At 45.6% G+C, this 1,716-nt stretch carries 1 protein-coding gene; it reads left to right on the forward strand.

What is annotated here, in order from left to right; translation table 11 throughout:
* Window position 1 precedes the first annotated feature (1 nt).
* Window positions 2-1,716: ATP-binding protein (locus R7035_RS25165; RefSeq protein ID WP_318146320.1), on the forward strand; the 1,715-nt coding region annotated here is incomplete at its 3' end.

Below are 1,716 nucleotides of genomic sequence, written 5' to 3' on the forward strand. Positions count from 1 at the left end.
AATGAATAAGTTTAGGTTGGTCAATTCATGCTTATTTATTGCGATGCTGGTGGCGTGCACCTTTGCCTACATGGCTCACATTAATTCCAAGAGTACGCAACAACTTCATAGCGCGCTTTCTGAGGTCGGCCATCAGCTGATTGAAGAACGCGATGTGATTGTGAATCAGTATGCCATCAAGGAGCGAAAGAACTTCGAGCTCACTAAATCGTTGGTTGATATTGAAGTGGAAGCGGAAAAATTGGCTGATACCTTCGATAACGCCGTTTGGTTTCCCATCTCACGCAACCGCCAGAAAATACAACAGACGTTAGCCAAGTTTGAGCAACGGGTTATTCAAACCACTTCGCAATTAGACATGTTGATTGGGGTACAAGTCGAAAATCAATATGCCTTGCTGATGCTGTTGGACATCTATGAAGAGGAGTTTTCGACGCACATTGGTGAAACGCAATTAGACAAGCATTACGTCGAGTTTTTTAGCCGCGACTTAGTGAATCAAAGTGGGGAGCAAAGCGAAAGTGGCGCGAACTTTTTGGGGCGCTTACATGAAAGCGATAAAAAAATCGAGCTGTTGACCAATGAGCTACTGGATCACAATTACTTTGTGTTTGTGGAAGAGGCCGAGCACTCACTTCTTGATCTCGCCCAAAATGAGGCGCGCTTCACTTGGCTGTTTGTGTTTGTCGCAGTGATGTTGTTAGTCGGGTCGTTCTTGTATCAACTGCAATACCGAATGCACAACTTGAAGCAGCTTAACTCGGAGTTGGAAGCCGAGACTGACAAAGCAGAGCGAGCGGCGAAAGCTAAATCCAGCTTTCTTGCTGCAATGAGTCACGAATTAAGAACGCCAATGAATGGGGTGCTCGGGATTTCTCAGTTGATTGCAGAGGAAACCAAAGAGCCCGTCACCAAAGAGCACATTAAGGTGATTCTGGATTCAGGGCAGCATTTAATGACTATCCTCAACGACATCTTGGACTTTTCTAAAGTTGAGGAAAATAAGCTAGAACTGGAAGAGGCCCCGTTTCATCTTGAGCAAGTCTTAACTCCGGTTTGCAGCGCCATACAACCGTTAATAGATGAAAAAAGCATTGAGCTGATTGTTGAGAACGACGTTCCGAACAACACCGAGTTCACAGGCGATTGTGCTCGACTTCGCCAAATTCTGTTTAATTTGGCGGGTAACGCCGTGAAGTTTACCAATGAAGGGTACGTACTGATTCGTACCGAGTTAAATAGTGAAGACAAACAGCTGTTGATCATCGTCAGTGATACGGGGATCGGTATCGCGCCCGATAAACAAGGGCGAGTATTTAACTCCTTTGAGCAAGCAGATTCTTCAACTACCAGAAGGTTTGGAGGAACGGGTTTAGGGTTGGCCATCGTTAAAAAGCTCACTGAACTTATGGGTGGTTCTATTACCTTAAAGAGCGTAGAAGGGGTCGGCACGCAGTTTATTGTCACTTTGCCGATACCATGGAATGAAAGCGAAAAACCGAGCCCGCAGCATACGCCAGTTCAAACCCGAAGCACTCAGAACTTGCGCATTTTGTTGGCAGAAGATAACCGCGTAAATGCTTTGGTAGCGAAAGGCTTTTGCGAAAAGTTAGGGCACACAGTAGATGTCGCAGAAAACGGGCTAGTTGCTGTAGAAAAGGCACGTGACAACGACTATGACCTTATCTTGATGGATAATCACATGCCAGAGATGAA

It is taken from the genome of Vibrio sp. 1731 (genome assembly GCF_033339955.1).
GTDB classification, from domain to species: domain Bacteria; phylum Pseudomonadota; class Gammaproteobacteria; order Enterobacterales; family Vibrionaceae; genus Vibrio; species Vibrio alginolyticus.